General features: G+C 75.4%; 11 protein-coding genes and 5 tRNA genes. 10 read left to right on the top strand and 6 right to left on the bottom strand.

Features of this window, described 5'->3' with window-relative positions; genetic code table 11:
• The first annotated feature begins 68 nt into the window (after positions 1–68).
• From ACQP17_RS06505 to ACQP17_RS06485, 5 genes are all read left to right on the top strand, one after another.
• Positions 69–704 carry a GNAT family N-acetyltransferase gene (locus ACQP17_RS06505; RefSeq protein WP_433855384.1) on the top strand — a complete coding sequence of 212 codons (636 nt, stop codon included), beginning with the start codon at positions 69–71 and terminating at the stop codon, positions 702–704.
• A gap of 183 nt (positions 705–887) precedes the next feature.
• Positions 888–2,108 (top strand): precorrin-6y C5,15-methyltransferase (decarboxylating) subunit CbiE, encoded by a 1,221-nt coding sequence (gene cbiE / locus ACQP17_RS06500; protein ID WP_433855383.1) that lies wholly within the window; start codon positions 888–890, stop codon positions 2,106–2,108.
• A 235-nt stretch (positions 2,109–2,343) separates the two neighbouring features.
• Positions 2,344–6,486 carry a nicotinate-nucleotide--dimethylbenzimidazole phosphoribosyltransferase gene (cobT, locus tag ACQP17_RS06495; protein ID WP_433855382.1) on the top strand — a complete coding sequence of 1,381 codons (4,143 nt, stop codon included), beginning with the start codon at positions 2,344–2,346 and terminating at the stop codon, positions 6,484–6,486.
• Between the two features lie 167 nt (positions 6,487–6,653).
• Positions 6,654–7,892: a uroporphyrinogen-III C-methyltransferase gene (gene cobA / locus ACQP17_RS06490; protein ID WP_433855381.1), complete on the top strand. Its 1,239-nt coding sequence runs from the start codon at positions 6,654–6,656 to the stop codon at positions 7,890–7,892.
• Between the two features lie 55 nt (positions 7,893–7,947).
• Positions 7,948–8,766, top strand: coding sequence for a TrmH family RNA methyltransferase (locus ACQP17_RS06485; protein ID WP_433855380.1), 819 nt, complete (start codon positions 7,948–7,950; stop codon positions 8,764–8,766).
• Positions 8,767–8,791: 25 nt separating this feature from the next.
• Here the strand turns inward: ACQP17_RS06485 and ACQP17_RS06480 are convergent, their stop codons facing one another.
• Positions 8,792–10,117, bottom strand: a complete 1,326-nt coding sequence (locus ACQP17_RS06480) for a protein kinase domain-containing protein (protein ID WP_433855379.1) — start codon at positions 10,115–10,117, stop codon at positions 8,792–8,794.
• 607 nt (positions 10,118–10,724) lie between these two features.
• Between ACQP17_RS06480 and ACQP17_RS06475 the strand changes: the two genes are divergently transcribed.
• The 3 genes from ACQP17_RS06475 (at position 10,725) to ACQP17_RS06465 (ending at position 12,557) form a co-directional block, all read left to right on the top strand.
• A complete protein-coding gene (locus ACQP17_RS06475) occupies positions 10,725–10,934 on the top strand; it encodes a hypothetical protein (protein WP_189102957.1) in 210 nt (69 codons plus the stop codon).
• 238 nt (positions 10,935–11,172) lie between these two features.
• Positions 11,173–12,186, top strand: a complete 1,014-nt coding sequence (locus tag ACQP17_RS06470) for a phosphotransferase family protein (RefSeq protein WP_433855378.1) — start codon at positions 11,173–11,175, stop codon at positions 12,184–12,186.
• Between the two features lie 74 nt (positions 12,187–12,260).
• Positions 12,261–12,557, top strand: a complete 297-nt coding sequence (locus tag ACQP17_RS06465) for a zf-TFIIB domain-containing protein (RefSeq protein ID WP_433855377.1) — start codon at positions 12,261–12,263, stop codon at positions 12,555–12,557.
• A gap of 101 nt (positions 12,558–12,658) precedes the next feature.
• Here the strand turns inward: ACQP17_RS06465 and ACQP17_RS06460 are convergent.
• From ACQP17_RS06460 to ACQP17_RS06440, 5 genes are all read right to left on the bottom strand, one after another.
• A tRNA-Val gene (locus ACQP17_RS06460) sits at positions 12,659–12,730 on the bottom strand.
• Positions 12,731–12,764: 34 nt separating this feature from the next.
• A tRNA-Val gene (locus ACQP17_RS06455) sits at positions 12,765–12,836 on the bottom strand.
• 38 nt (positions 12,837–12,874) lie between these two features.
• A tRNA-Val gene (locus ACQP17_RS06450) sits at positions 12,875–12,946 on the bottom strand.
• A 1-nt stretch (position 12,947) separates the two neighbouring features.
• Positions 12,948–13,021: transfer RNA gene (locus ACQP17_RS06445), tRNA-Cys, on the bottom strand.
• A gap of 35 nt (positions 13,022–13,056) precedes the next feature.
• Positions 13,057–13,129 (bottom strand) — tRNA-Gly (locus ACQP17_RS06440).
• Between the two features lie 196 nt (positions 13,130–13,325).
• On the opposite strand from ACQP17_RS06440, the gene ACQP17_RS06435 reads away from it, so the two are divergent.
• Both ACQP17_RS06435 and ACQP17_RS06430 read left to right on the top strand, forming a co-directional pair.
• Entirely contained in the window at positions 13,326–14,375 is a 1,050-nt protein-coding gene (locus tag ACQP17_RS06435) for a chorismate-binding protein (RefSeq protein WP_433859840.1), read from the top strand.
• Positions 14,372–15,196 (top strand): aminotransferase class IV, encoded by an 825-nt coding sequence (locus ACQP17_RS06430; protein ID WP_433855376.1) that lies wholly within the window; start codon positions 14,372–14,374, stop codon positions 15,194–15,196. Before ACQP17_RS06435 ends, ACQP17_RS06430 begins: the two co-directional genes overlap by 4 nt.
• The last annotated feature ends 20 nt before the right edge of the window (positions 15,197–15,216 follow it).

Below are 15,216 nucleotides of genomic sequence, written 5' to 3'. Positions count from 1 at the left end.
CGTGACCTCGCGGTCTCACAGCCCGCGACGTTCCGGAACACCACAGTCAACGGCGTGGGAGCAGCGGCATGACATCCACCTTTCCGGACATCTCCATCAGCACGGACCGGTTGGTGCTGCGCCCCCTCGAAGAGGCCGACGTGCCGGCGCTGGCGGACATGATGGACGACGAGCTGGTCGCGGCCTGGACCACGGTCCCCCAGCCCTACACCCGCGCCGCCGCCCGCTCCTGGGTCGACGAGTACGCGCCCGCCGAACGCACCGCCGGCCGCGGAATCGACTTCGCCGTCACCGAGTTCCTCACCCAGCGCCTGGTCGGCGTGGTCCAGCTGAGCCACACCGACTGGCGGCTGCGCGCCACCGAGCTGTCCTACATCGTCGCCTCCTGGGCCCGCGGCGAGGGCTACGCCTCCGAGGCGGCGCTCGCCACCGCCCAGTGGGTCTTCCACGACCAGAAGTTCGAGCGCCTGGAGCTGCGTACCGCGGCGGGCAACACCGCCTCCCAGCAGGTCGCCCAGAAGATCGGCTGCATCAGCGAGGGCGTGCTGCGCAACGCCTTCATAGCCCGCAGCCGCACCGAGGACGGCGGCTGGACCGACATCCGCACCGACCTGATCGTGTGGAGCCTGCTGCCCGAGGACCTCGACGGGGTCCCCGGCCGGCTCGCGGACGCCAACGGGTTCACCTACCCCGAGTGGAACTGACCCCCGCCCGACGGGGGAGCGGCACACGCCCGCACGCAGGTCCGTACCACTCGGGGTACCCTCGGCCTGCCGCGCACCCGCGCGATCGGCGCGTGCCGCCGGAGACCGGCGGCAGCGTCCGCCGGCCCGCGGCCCACCCGCGGCCGCCCGCGTAACCACAGCAGACCCAGGAGACTGACGAGCATGGCCGACCGGGTCACGGTGATCGGATGGGACGGCTCTCCGCTGACCGCCGCCGCCCGCTCCGCCCTCGGCGCCGCGACCCTCGTGGCCGGCGCCGCCCACCACCTCGCACTGCCCGAAGTCCCGCCGCGCGCCGAGCGGATCCGGCTCGGCAGCGTGACCCTGGCCGCCCGCCGGATCGCCCAGCACCGCGGCACCGCCGTCGTGCTCGCCGACGGCGACCCCGGCTTCTTCGGCGTCGTGCGCACCCTGCGGGCACCCGAGCACGGCCTGGAGGTGGAGGTCGTACCGGCCGTCTCCTCCGTCGCGGCCGCCTTCGCCCGGGCCGGCATGCCCTGGGAGGACGCCCGGATCGTGGTCGCCCACAGCCGTGAGCTGCGCCGCGCGGTGAACGTCTGCCGCGCCCACCCCAAGGTCGCGGTGCTCACCTCGCCCGGCGCCGGGCCGGCCGAACTCGCGCTGCTGCTCGGCGGCGTCCACCGCACCTTCGTCATCTGCGAGGACCTGGGCACCGACCGGGAGCGGGTGACGGTCCTCACATCGGACAAGGTCGCCGACCATGTCTGGCGTGACCCCAATGTCGTGATTGTGGTGGGCGGTTCGCCCGGCGGCGCGGCGGAGCAGGGCACCGGCTGGCTCGCCGGCCGTCAGGTGGGCGGGCCGAAGGGCCCGCGCGGCTGGGGACTTCCGGCCGGTGCGTACGGCGGGGTCCTCGGCGAGGGTGAGTCCGTCACGTTGCGCACCGCGCAACTCGCCCGCCTCGGACCGCAGGTGGGCGACCTGGTCTGGGACATCGGTGCCGGCGTCGGTGCCGCCGCGGTGGAGGCCGCGCGCTTCGGTGCCGCGGTCATCGCGGTGGACGCCGACGCGGACGCCTGCGGGCGCACCGCCGCCCTCGCCCGCCGGCACGGCGTCCCACTCCAGGTCGTTCACGGCCGGGCGCCGCAGATCCTGGAGGACCTGCCGGAACCCGATGTCATCCGGGTCGGCGGCGGGGGAGCGGAGGTCGTCACCGCCTGCGCGGCCCGCCGCCCCGAACGCATCGTCACCCACGCGGCCACCCGCGACGAGGCCGAATCGCTCGGCCGGGCACTGGCGGACGGCGGCTACGACGTCGAGTGCGCACTGCTGCAGTCCGTCGACCTGGACACCTCCGCCTGGGTCGAACGCGAGCGGTCCGTGGTGTTTTTGCTGAGCGGCTATCGCGTTCCTCACCCATGACCAGCACGGCAACCCGCGCGAGGTAGGCTGGCGGATCGTTGCGCCGCCGTGCCGCGTTCGGCTTCGTGAGCCAATATCCGGAAAGTGCCGTGGTCTTGGCTGAAGGTGAAGCTCCGGAGAGCGGACGTGCCGCGAGGCGCGCTCGCTCGTTCTAGCTATCGGGCGTCGGCGCGCCCCGGTCGAGCGCGTCGCACGAGCGGTTGGAAGGAGCACTACCAATGGGCGAGGGGTACGCATGACCGACACCGGCCAGGTCCCGGGCGAGGGTCAGCCGGAGAACGCAGGCGGACATCCCGGGCAGCCGCAGCCGTCGGCCGCTCCCTCCCCTGCCGATGCCGGTCCGGCTCCGCTGCCGGGCACGGTGCCCCCTCCGGGCGAGTACCCCTACTCCGACCACACCGACGGCGCCGCCGAGGACGACGATCTGCTGCTGATGCCGGGCGCCCAGGGCGCCTGGAGCGAGCAGCCGGCGCCCCAGCCGCTCCCGCAGCCCCAGGAGACCCACCAGGGCCCGGACCAGCAGCTCCCGCCGGCCGCCCCGTACGACGCCGCCGCCCAGGGGGCCACCGGCTTCGAGCCGATGCCCGCCCCCGCCGGCGACCACGAGAGCGGCGGCCGCGATTCCGGTTCCGTCGACCTCGGCGCCGTCCGCATTCCGCAGCCCGCGGCACCCCGCCGGCAGGACCGGGCCCGCGCGTCCGCCCCCGCCACGCCCCCGCGCCGCCCGCTGCACATGGGCCCGCCGGTGCCCGACGCGACCGGCGGCGTGGTCCGTTCGCTGGCCGACCGCGGTCCGGCGGAGGCGCCGGCGCAGGCCGTCGCGCCGCAGGTGGAGCCGCCCACCGGCGGTCCGGAGTACTTCGACGCCCCGGTCGCGGCCCCCGAGGCCGTGACGGGCCCGCCGGCCGGCGCACCGCACCCCGGCCAGCAGTTCGGGGACCCGGCGGCGCAGAGCTTCGCGGCCCCGTCGTACGGCGGGCAGCCCTACGGGGGCCAGTTGTCCCCCGAGCAGACCTACGGCGCCCCGGGCCAGGGCCCGTTGCCCGGCCCGCAGCTCGGCGAGATCCCGTCGCAGGTCACGCCGTGGAACGAGCCCCCGGCCGTGCCCGAGGCCGCCGCGGAGACGGTCGCGCCCGAGGCTCCCATCGCGCCCGAGGCTCCCATCGCGCCCGAGGCCGCACAGCCCGCGGTGCAGGACGCGCCCCTGCCCCCCGCGCAGCCGCTGCCGGCCGAGGACATCGCGCCGCCCGCCGACGCCGCGCCCGCCGTTTTCGACGCCCCTGCCGACGCGCCCGCACAGCCGCTGGACGTGGCCGACGCGACGCCGCAGGCGCTGCCGGACGCGGTGACGCCGCTTCAGGACGACACGGCCGGGGCGGAGGGTGCCGTGGCCGACGCGGCGGGACCGGATGCCGCCGTGGCGCCGGTGCCCGCTGCTGAGGCCCCCGCCGAGGAGGCCGTGACCCCGGACGCCACCGCTCCGGACGCCACCGCTCCGGACGTGCCCGTCGCGCAGGACGCCGCCCCGGTGGACCCGCAGCCCGAGGCCGAGGCCCCCGCGCCCGCTGCGCCGGTGACGGACGAGGCAGCAAAGGCCGTGCGGCCCGTCGTGGCCGACGCGGAGCAGCCGGCCGTCGAGCAGCCGGCCGACGGGGCAGCCGACGCGCCTGCGGACGAGGCCGTGGAGCCGCAGCCCGCACAGCCCGCCGCGGACGCCCCGGCCGTTGACCTGCCCGAGGCCGCCCCCGCGCCCGAGGCCGCCGACGAGCCGCAGCAGCCCATCGCCCCGCCGCAGCCCGCCGCACCGGTTCTCGCCGAACCTGCCCCCGCCGAACCGGCCCCCGTCGAGGCGGCCCACCCGGAGCCCGGCGTCGCGCCCGAGGCAGAGGCCACCCCGGTCGAGGCCCTCGTGACCGAGCCCGCCGCCGCTCAGGGGCCGGCCGCCGAGCCGGTGGCTGCCGCCGCCCCGCCCGTACCCGAGCCCGCACCCGAGGAGGAGGCCTCCGCGGAGGCCGCCGTCCCGGAACAGGCCGTCATAGAGCCGCCCGAGGCGCAGCAGCCGGCCGCCGGAGCGCCGCAGCCCGGTGTCCCCGCCGACGCCGAAGGGCAGCAGACCGACGGGGCCGCCGCGCCGCAGGCCCCGGACGCCGGCACCGACCAGCAGCCCGTGACGGAGGGCGCCGAGGGCCCCGCCGAGCCGGCTGACGCCCCCCCGGGCACCGACCCCGCCGCCCCGGACACGGACCCCGCGACCGCCGGCCCCGCCGAGACGGAAGAGGCCGCCGCGATGGACGAGACCCCGGGGGCCGACGAGACCACCGCGCCCGACGAGGCGCCGGAGGCCCGCGAGCCCGAAGAGGCCGCCGCCCCCGCCGCCCCCGCCGCCCCGGCCGCCGAGGACCCGCCCGCCGTCGTCCACATCCCGGCCCAGGCGTCCGGCGAACAGCCCGCGCCCGCCGTGCCCGCGCCCGGCGATCTCCCCGCCGAGCCCCTCGACGAGACGCCCCGGCAGCAGGACGCCGCCGCGCTCGTCCAGCGCGGCGAGGACGAGGAGGACGACCAGCGGCAGCCGGCCGGCGACCTGCCGCCCGCGCAGACGCCCGCCGACGACACCGCCGAGCTCCCCGCCGACGCCCCGGACGCCTCCCCGGCCGCCGGGTACGACGACTCCGAGCGCGCCGCCGTCCACCGCGTGATGCGCGAACGCCGCGACATCCGCAACGGCTTCCGCAGCGACCCGATCCCCAACGACGTGCTGCTGCGCGTCCTGGAGGCGGCCCACACCGCCCCCAGCGTCGGCCACTCCCAGCCCTGGGACTTCGTGGTCATCCGCTCGGCCGAGACCCGCGAGAAGATGCACCAGCTCGCCATGCAGCAGCGCGAGGCGTACGCCAAGTCGCTGCCCAAGGCGCGCGCCAAGCAGTTCCGCGAGCTGAAGATCGAGGCGATCCTGGAGACGCCGGTCAACATCGTCGTCACCGCCGACTCCACCCGCGGCGGCCGGCACACCCTCGGCCGGCACACCCAGCCGCAGATGGCCCCGTACTCCTCCGCGCTCGCCGTCGAGAACCTCTGGCTCGCCGCCCGCGCCGAGGGCCTGGGCGTCGGCTGGGTCAGCTTCTTCGACGAGCGGGAGATGGTCCGCGAACTGGACCTCCCCGACCACCTGGAGGTCGTCGCCTACCTCTGCGTCGGCTACGTCGACGAGTTCCCGGAGGAGCCCGAGCTGCTCCAGGCCGGCTGGTCCAAGCGCCGCCCGCTGTCGTGGGTGGTCCACGAGGAGACCTACGGCCGCCGCGCGCTGCCCGGCGAGAGCCCGCACGACCTCCTTCAGGAGACCCTGCAGGGCATCCGCCCGCTGGACGCCAAGGCGCTGGGCGAGGCCTGGGAGCGGCAGAAGCGGATGACCAAGCCCGCCGGGGCGCTGGGCATGCTGGAGATCATCTCCGCGCAGCTGTGCGGACTGTCCCGCAAGTGCCCGCCGCCGATCCCGGAGCCGGCCGCCGTCGCGATCTTCGCCGGTGACCACGGGGTGCACGCCCAGGGCGTGACCCCCTGGCCGCAGGAGGTCACCGGCCAGATGGTCGCCAACTTCCTGGGCGGCGGCGCGGTCTGCAACGCCTTCGCCCACCAGGTCGGTGCCGAGGTCTGTGTCGTGGACGTCGGCGTGGCCGGCGAACTCCCCGCCACCCCCGGGCTGCTGCCGCGCAAGGTCCGCCCCGGCACCGCCGACTTCACGGCGGGCCCGGCGATGACCCAGGAGGACGTGCTCAAGGCGATCGAGGTCGGCATCGACACCGCCCGCGATCTCGTCGCGGCCGGCAACAAGGCGCTGCTGACCGGCGAGATGGGCATCGCCAACACCACCACCTCCGCCGCGCTGATCGCCGTCTACACCGGCGTCGACCCGGTCGAGGTCACCGGCCGCGGCACCGGCATCAACGACGAGACCCACGCCCGCAAGGTCGAGGTCGTCCGCCGCGCCCTGGAACTGCACCAGCCCGACCCGGCCGACCCGATCGGCGTCCTCGCCGCGATCGGCGGCCTGGAGCACGCCGCCCTCGTCGGACTGATCCTCGGCGGCGCCTCGCTGCGCACCCCGGTGATCCTCGACGGGGTGAGCGCCGGCGCCGCCGCCCTGGTGGCCCGCGCCATCGCCCCCGAGGCGCTGGCCGCGTGCATCGCCGGCCACCGCAGCGCCGAGCCCGGCCATGTCGCGGCCCTGAACAAGCTGGGCCTGCGCCCGCTGGTCGACCTCGATCTGCGCCTCGGTGAGGGCACCGGCGCCCTGCTGGCGCTCCCCGTGGTGCAGAGCGCCGCCCGCGCCATGCACGAGGTCGCGACCTTCGACTCCGCCGGAGTCACCGAGAAGATCTGAGCGGGGCCCCGGCCCCCGCATGACCCCCGGCCCGCAGCCCCATAGGCTGTGGGCCGGGGCCTTACCCGCCGTCCCCGGCCGTAGCACCTCTCCCCAGCCGTTCCAGCGCCGCAGCGGCTGAGCAGGGCCGTCGATCCCGCCTCATCCGCACAAGGAGCCGCACCGCCATGGCCGATCACGCCGCCGAACACGCCGCCTACCCCGTCGGACTGCGGCTGTCCGGCCGCCGGGTGGTCGTCCTCGGGGCCGGGCAGGTCGCCCAGCGCCGGCTGCCGTCGCTGCTCGCCGCGGGTGCCGATGTCCTGCTGATCTCCCCGTCCGCCACCCCGTCCGTCGAGGCGATGGCGGACGCCGGCGAGATCCGCTGGGAGCGCCGCCGCTACCGGGACGGCGACCTCGCCGACGCCTGGTACGCGCTGATCTCCACCGACGACCCGGAGGCCAACACCGCCGCGTCCCAGGAGGCCGAGGACCGCCGGGTGTGGTGCGTACGCTCCGACGACGCCGAGGCGGCCACCGCCTGGACCCCGGCCACCGGCCGCAGCGAGGGCGTCACCGTCGCCGTGCTCACCGGCCGCGACCCGCGCCGCTCCGCCGCCGTGCGCGACGCGATCGTCGAGGGCCTGCGGGAGGGCAGCATCGCCGCCCCGCACCACCGCCGCCCGCACACCCCGGGCGTGGCCCTGGTCGGCGGCGGCCCCGGCGATCCCGACCTGATCACCGTCCGCGGCCACCGGCTGCTCGCCGAGGCGGACGTGGTGATCGCCGACCGGCTCGGCCCCCGCGACCTGCTCGCCGAACTCCCGCCGCACGTCGAGGTCATCGACGCCGCCAAGATCCCCTACGGCCGTTTCATGGCACAGGAGGCGATCAACCAGGCGCTGATCGACCACGCCAAGGCGGGCAAGGCCGTGGTCCGGCTCAAGGGCGGCGACCCGTTCGTCTTCGGCCGCGGCATGGAAGAGGCCCAGGCGCTCGCCGACGCCGGTATCCCCTGCACGGTCGTCCCCGGGATCTCCAGCACCATCTCGGTCCCCGGGGCCGCCGGCATCCCCGTCACCCACCGGGGTGTGGCCCACGAGTTCACCGTCGTCAGCGGCCACGTCGCCCCCGACGACGAGCGCTCCCTCGTGGACTGGCCCTCGCTCGCCAGCCTGCGTGGCACCCTCGTCGTCCTGATGGGCGTCGAGAACAGCGGCGCCATCGCCGCCAAGCTCATCGCGCACGGCCGCGCCGGTGACACCCCGGCCGCCGTCATCCAGGAGGGGACCACCGCGGCCCAGCGCCGCGTCGACGCCACCCTCGCCACGCTCGGCGAGACCGTACGGGCCGAGGGCGTGCGCCCCCCGGCGGTCATCGTGATCGGCGAGGTCGTCACCGTCGCCCCCGCCCCTGCCCCCAGGTGACCGTCCGCCCGTGGGCGGCACGGAAACCCCGACACCGACAAGGCACTCTCTCCCCGTGGCAGAAATCATCACCGTCGACGATCCGGACGACCCCCGGCTGGCCGACTACACCGGCCTGACCGACGTCGAACTGCGACGCCGCCGCGAGCCGGCCGAAGGGCTCTTCATCGCCGAGGGCGAGAAGGTGATCCGGCGTGCCCGGCACGCCGGCTACCGGATGCGCTCGATGCTGCTGTCGGCGAAGTGGGTCGACGTCATGCGCGATGTCATCGACGAGGTCCCGGCTCCGGTCTACGCCGTCAGCCCGGAGCTGGCCGAGCGGGTGACGGGCTATCACGTCCACCGGGGCGCGCTGGCCTCCATGCAGCGCAAGCCGCTGCCGGACGCCACCGAACTCCTCGCCGGGACCCGGCGCATCGTCGTCATGGAAGCGGTCAACGACCACACCAACATCGGCGCGATCTTCCGCAGCGCGGCGGCGCTGGGCATGGACGCGGTGCTGCTCTCCCCGGACTGCGCCGATCCGCTCTACCGCCGCTCGGTGAAGGTGTCCATGGGCGCGGTGTTCTCCGTGCCCTACGCCCGCTTGGAGAACTGGCCCCGCGACCTCGCCGTCGTACGGGAGGCGGGCTTCCGGCTGCTCGCGCTGACCCCGGCCGACAAGGCCACCCCCCTCGACGAGGCCGCCCCGCACACGCTGGAGCGCGCCGCCCTGATGCTGGGCGCGGAGGGCGGCGGGCTGAGCACCGGTGCGCTGCGCGGCGCCGACGAATGGGTCCGCATCCCGATGGCGCACGGCGTGGACTCGCTCAACGTCGGAGCGGCCGCGGCGGTGGCGTTCTACGCGGTGGCGACGGGCCGCCCGGCGTCCTGACCCGGCGGCCCGGCGGGCCCGGCGGTCAGGCCGACCGTGCCTGCCGGGCGTCCGCGCTCCCGGCCGGGGCGACCGGCGCCGGCCGCTCCATCCCCCGCCCGCCGGTCGGCCCCTGGCAGCCCTGCGCGGCCGCGATCCCCAGCGCCACCAGCAGCGTCACCACCACGAACACGATGATGCGCTGACGCAGCAGCCGGCGGTCGGGACCGGGCCGGCGCCCGCCCGACGCCGTGCGCACCGGAGTACGTGAACCGTTTCGCCCCGCGGGACGGGCGCCCGGCACGCCGCGTACGGCACGCCCGCCGGTCCGCGGCTTCTTCCCCGCGGCCGGGGCCGGCGCGGCCGGCCGGGCGACCGCGTCACGGGGCGCCGGCGTGCGCGGCGGATGCGGACGCGGAGCGCTCCCGCCGGTCCGCCGCTCGGTGTGCTGGCGCGCGTACTCCTCGGCCCGCCGGCCGGTCGGCCGCTCCGCGGGGCGGCGCTCCCAGCCGGCCCCCGCCCCGCTCTCCAGCGGCCCGCCCGACAGCCCGTGTGCCTCACGGGCCGCGATCTCCTTGAGCCGCAGCGACAGCGACAGGGTGCTGGGCCGGTCCGCCGGATCCTTGGCCAGGCACGAGGCCAGCAGCGGCGCCAGCGCGTCCGGCACCCCGGCCAGCTGCGCCTCCTCGTGGACCACGCGGTAGAGCATGACCTCCGAACTCCCCTGCCCGAAGGGGGAGTCGGCGGTACAGGCGTAGGCGAGGGTCGCGCCCAGCGCGAAGATGTCGGTCGCCGGGGTCACGGCGGCCCCGCGGACCTGCTCCGGCGCCAGAAAGCCCGGCGAGCCGACGGCCGTGCCGACGTGCGTCAGCGTGCTGGCACCGGTCGCCCAGGCGATGCCGAAGTCGATGATGCGCGGGCCCTTGGGCGACAGCAGGATGTTCGACGGCTTCAGATCGCGGTGCACCACGCCCGCGTCATGGACCGCCAGCAGCCCCTCGGACAGCGCGGCGCCGACGGAGGCGACCTGCGCGGGGGACAGCGGCCCCTCCTCGTTGACCTTGTCGTGCAGCGAGGGGCCCGGGACGTACTGGGTGGCGAACCAGGGCCGGTCCGCGTCGAGATCGGCGGCCACCAGCCGCGCCGTGCAGCCGCCGCGGATCCGCCGGGCGGCGGACACCTCGCGCGCGAACCGCGAACGGAACTCCTGATCCTCCGCCAGATCCGGCCGGATCACCTTGAGCGCCACTCGTTGTCCGCGCTTGTCCGAGCCGAGATAGACCACGCCCATCCCGCCCGCGCCCAGCCGACGGTGCAGCCGGAACGTCCCGACGACACGCGGGTCCTCGCGTCGGAGCCGCATCATCGCCATGTCCGTCCCCTACCTGCGGCGGGGATCCCCCTCCGCTGCCAACCGTCTGACGTGGCACAGCTTACGGATTGACGGCTCGCTGTGCGCAGAGGCCGCGCATGCGTCGGCGGCCGGATTGTCCGCGGCCGGTGCGGAATCCGCAGCACAGGCCCGGAATCGGGCCCCGTCCCGCCCGGCTTCCCGCCGGACATCCCAAGGATCCGTCACACAGGGGGGATTGACACGATGAAAGGCGATCGGGCCCGGTTGGTGAGGGATGCCGGGGATACGGTCCCGGCGGGGAATTGGCGGCGGGCGGCGGCCGGGGACGGGCGGGGCGACCGCGTGCGGGGGAGCGGCCGGGGTGAGCGAGGTCACCCTCAAGGGGTGACCGCACCGCCGCCTTCCGCGGTCCCCCTGGGGGATGTCCCCAGGTCGTGGACGCGTCTCTCCACCCTGGGGAGTACGTGCCGCGCGACCGCGTCATCCTCCTGGAGGCCGGTAAATCGATACGACGGCATGACGCCCGCCGCCGTCCCGCTGCCTAATGTGGTGTTCAAGCGGCGGGCGCAGCACTCGTCCCCCGAGGTCAGACGCCCGCCGCCCCAGACACGACGGGAGCGGGACGATGGCGCAGACCACAGGACGAACGGCCCTTCGGGCGCAGGGGCGCAGGGCCGCCTCGGCGCTCGGCGGCCAACAGTCCTCCGGCACGCGCCACCCCCTCGTCGCGGTGGCCATGGTGCTGCCGCTGGCGATCCTGCTCTCCGTCGTCTTCGGCGGCTGGGAAGCCGTCATGACACAGGCGTCGTCCGTGGCCGGAATGCTGGGGCACTGAGAAGCGCCCCACGCCCCGGGAGAGCGGCCCGGGACGGGGACCTCCGGCTGATTCACCCCGTGGGGACGGGGGGTAACCACGGACGGCACGATGGCCGGGCATCTGGGGAGATGCCCGGCCTTCGGGTTTTCCGGCCGCCTCCCGGCGCGCGCCCGGACGCGTACGATCCCAGGCCGGGCCGCCCGGCCCGCACCATCACCCACGGCGCAGCGGGTCCCGTACGGGACCCGGGGGAACCATGACCACACCACTGCTCGGCCGCCTGGCCGCCCTCGCCGCGGCAGCCACCACGGCCCGGAGCGCGGCCGGCACCCCGGACACCGCCCCCGAGGTGCTCGCCGACCGCCCCGACGGCACCGTCGTCCGCCGCGGCCGCACGGTCGCCAAGGCCCACGCCCCCGACGCCGACCCGCACGAGCTGGCCGCCCGGCTGCGGATCGCCGCCCACCCCCTGCTGCACGGCATCCTGCTGCCCCCGCTCCCGGTCACCGCCCCCGACGACCTCCTCGCCCTCACCGATGACGGCCGGGCCCTCACCCGCTGGCCCTACGGCAGCCCGGTGCCGCCCGACGACCCCGACGCCGCGCCCTGGGAGGACGCCGCCCGCCTGCTGGCCCGATTGCACACCACCGACCCCGGCCAACTGCCGGGCCCCGTGCCGCCGATGCGCGGCCCCGCCAAGGCCGCCCGCGCCCTGGCCCGGCTCCGCGCCGCCCCGGCCCCCGCCGACGGCCCGCGAACGGCCCCGGGACCGCCGCCCGCGGCCGCCGTGGCCGTCGAGCGTGCCTGGTCCCTGCTGCCGCCCTGGGCCCGGGACGAGGCCCCGCCCCCGCGCGCCGCCACCCTGTGCCACGGCGATCTGCACCTGGGCCAGCTGGTCCGCCACCCGGCCCCCGACGGCCCCTGGCTCCTCATCGACGTCGACGACCTCGGCCTGGGCGACGGCGCCTGGGACCTGGCCCGCCCCGCCGCCTGGTTCGCCACCGGCCTGCTCGACCCCGGCATCTGGACGCGCTTCCTGGCCGCCTACCGCGCCGCCGGCGGCCCCGCCGTACGCCCGGCCGGCGACCCCTGGCCCGACCTGGAGATCCCCGCCCGCGCCCTGACCGTGCAGACCGCCGCCCTCGCCGTCACCAAGGCCACCGGCGCCGCCCGCCCCCTCGACGAGGCGGAGCAGGCCATGGTCGACGCCTGTGCCCGGATGGTGCCCCTGCCGCGGCAGTTGGCGCCCGCCGGGCCCGTCGTAGGGTGAACCCCTCGCCGCGGGCAGGCCGTTCCACGGGCGCCGCGCCGAGCAGCGACGGATGACAAGGAGTGGAGCCGACGATGCAGTGCCCCAAGTGCCATGCACCGATGCACACATACCAACGCAACGGCGTCCAGATCGAGCAGTGCGCCGGCTGCCGGGGGATCTTCCTGGACTACGGCGAGCTGGAGGCGCTGAGCCGTCTGGAATCCCAGTGGATACAGCAGCCCCCGCCGCCGCCCGCCCCGCAGGCCTACCCGGCCGCCCCGGCCTGGGGAGCCCCGCACCAGGGCCACCACGGCCACCAGAGCCATCATGGGCACCACGGACACCACGACCACCACCGCAGCTTCGGCCACATGCTCTTCTCGTCCTGACCGGTCTTCCGGTCGGCCGGCCCGAGCGCCCTCGTCCGGCCGGTCCGGCCCCGGAAAACGACCGAGGGCCGGAGCGAAATGCTCCGGCCCTCGATCAGATGTGGACGATACTGGGATTGAACCAGTGACCTCTTCCGTGTCAGGGAAGCGCTCTCCCGCTGAGCTAATCGTCCTCGGGACCGCGGATCACGAAGATCCGCAGCTGCGTGCGCGATACTGGGATTGAACCAGTGACCTCTTCCGTGTCAGGGAAGCGCTCTCCCGCTGAGCTAATCGCGCGGGACGGATTCCCCGGTCAAGCACGTTCGGGGATCCAGTGGACGATACTGGGATTGAACCAGTGACCTCTTCCGTGTCAGGGAAGCGCTCTCCCGCTGAGCTAATCGTCCTTGGAGGTGGAGACGGGATTTGAACCCGTGTAGACGGCTTTGCAGGCCGTTGCCTCGCCTCTCGGCCACTCCACCAGGAGTGAGGGGGTTCGGGAAGATCCCCCACATCGAGCGGACGACGAGACTCGAACTCGCGACATCCACCTTGGCAAGGTGGTGCTCTACCAACTGAGCTACGTCCGCAGGTGTCTCTCCCAGACTACGTCCGGAAGCTACTTCGCCTCCGGGGCGCTCTCGCGTCCCGGCGACGTGTTGAACTCTAGCGGATTCCGGGGCCAGTACAAAAACGCGTTTGTGCAGCGTGCTGCGCCGACCCGCCCGGCACAGGCGGGGTCCCGGCCGCCGCCATAGACTCGCTGACGTGCACGACTTCGCTCCCATGGCCCGCTTCGGCGGCCTGATAGCCACCGACCTGCGCGATGTGACCAGTGATCCCGCGGCTCTGGACTCCTCGGGCTGGTGGGCGGTGGCCGCCGACTTCGAGGGCGCCGTGGTCTGCGCCCGCTTCGGCGAGGTACGGCCGGCCACCGCCGCCGACGAGCCCGCCCCCGGCGCCTGGCGCGGCCCCGCCCCCGGCTCCTGGACCAGCTCCCTGGACCGCGACGCCTATACCGGCGGCGTGCGGCGCATCCGTGAACACATCGCGGCCGGCGACGTCTACCAGGTGAACCTCTGCCGGGTCCTGACCGCGCCGCTGCCCGACCCCGGCCGCGCCGATGTCGACGCGCTGTCCGCCGTACTGGCCCGCGGGAATCCGGCCCCGTACGCGGGCACGATCCGGCTGCCCGCCCACGGCGTCGAGATCGCCGGCGCCTCCCCGGAGCTCTATCTGCGGCGCGACGGGCGCACGGTCGACTCCGGGCCGATCAAGGGCACCGGCCGGACCGCGGCGGACCTCTCGGGGAAGGACCGGGCGGAGAACGTGATGATCGTGGACCTGGTCCGCAACGATCTCGGCCGGGTCTGCGCGACCGGGACCGTCACCGTCCCGGCACTGTGCGCCATCGAGGAGCACCCCGGCCTGGTCCACCTCGTCTCCACCGTGCGCGGCGAACTGGCCGAGGAGAACGAGAAGACCGCCTGGGCGGATCTGCTGGACGCCACCTTCCCGCCCGGGTCGGTCACCGGCGCCCCCAAGTCCAGCGCGCTCAGGATCATCGACGAGCTGGAGACCGCGCCCCGCGGCCCGTACTGCGGAGGCATCGGCTGGGTCGACGCGGACCGCCGCACCGGCGAGCTGTCGGTCGGCATCCGCACGTTCTGGATCGACCGCACCCCGCCCGCCGGACCGGTGCTGCGCTTCGGCGCGGGCGCCGGGATCATCTGGGATTCCGACCCGGAGCGGGAGTGGGCGGAGACGGAGTTGAAGGCGCGCAGGCTGCTCGCGGTAGCGTCGGGCGCGCACGAGGCGAGTGGAGGTATGCGATGAAGATCTGGCTCGACGGAGCACTGCGGGACGCCGACGGCGCCCGGGTCTCGGTCTTCGACCACGGGCTGACGGTCGGCGACGGGGTCTTCGAGACCATCAAGGCCGACCACGGCCGGGCCTTCGCCCTCACCCGTCATCTGGAGCGGCTGACCACCTCCGCACGCGGACTCGGCCTGCCCGATCCCGATCTCGACGAGGTACGGCGCGGCTGCGAGGCCGTCATGGCGGCCAACCCGATGGCCCTGGGCCGGCTGCGGCTCACCTACACCGGCGGCGTCTCCCCGCTCGGCTCGGACCGCGGCGACGCCGGCCCCACACTGGTCATCGCGCTGTCCGAGACCGCCCGCCGCCCCGATACGACGGCCGCCGTGACCGTCCCGTGGACCCGCAACGAGCGCGGCGCGCTCAGCGGCCTGAAGACGACCTCGTACGGCGAGAACGTCGTCGCGCTGGCCCGTGCGCGGGAACAGGGCGCCTCCGAGGCGCTGTTCGCCAACACCGTCGGGGCGCTCTGCGAGGGCACCGGCTCCAACGTCTTCGTCGTCCTGGACGGCGAGCTGCACACCCCGCCGCTGCACTCCGGCTGTCTGGCGGGCATCACCCGCGCCCTGACGGTCAGCTGGGCCGGCGCCAAGGAGACCGATCTTCCGCTGGACGCCCTGGAGCGCGCCGAGGAGATCTTCCTGACCTCCACCCTGCGCGACGTCCAGGCCGTGACCCGGATCGACGGCCGCCAACTCCCCGATGAGCCCGGCCCGGTGACCGCGGAGGCCATGCGGATATTCGACGAGCAGTCGGCCGCCGACTTCGATCCGCGGTGATGACGGGAGCGCGCGCCGGC

This window comes from Streptomyces kronopolitis (genome assembly GCF_050953795.1).
Classification (GTDB): Bacteria; Actinomycetota; Actinomycetes; order Streptomycetales; family Streptomycetaceae; genus Streptomyces; species Streptomyces kronopolitis_A.
Note: the sequence above shows the minus strand (reverse complement) of the source record. Positions and strands in the feature narration are given on the sequence as shown.